The sequence below is a fragment of the Gilvimarinus sp. 1_MG-2023 genome (genome assembly GCF_030548285.1).
Genome location: NZ_JAUOSC010001499.1, coordinates 1 through 245, shown reverse-complemented (window position 1 = coordinate 245; position 245 = coordinate 1). Strand labels below are relative to the sequence as shown.

Below are 245 nucleotides of genomic sequence, written 5' to 3'. Positions count from 1 at the left end.
ATCAACCCCAACGCACTTTGAATAGCCATCAGGTCATGGCAAGTTACCAAAGAAGGCCTATTAACCCATTTGGCATACATTGCATTTGAATGATCGCAGATATGAACTACATCAGCCCATCGGGCTGCTTGTTTTAATTGCCAGCGGAATAGAATAAATCGATCGATATACCCTAGCCATTTATTTAAGCCATGCTCTGCCTGACTTCCTTTACATAGTATTGCTTCAGGACGAATCACTTGAAC

At 42.0% G+C, this 245-nt stretch carries 1 protein-coding gene; it reads right to left on the bottom strand.

The window, feature by feature from the left end; translation table 11 throughout:
• Nucleotides 1–245, bottom strand: a 245-nt coding sequence (locus Q4563_RS21825) for a hypothetical protein (protein WP_303606027.1), incomplete at both ends; no start/stop codon positions are given.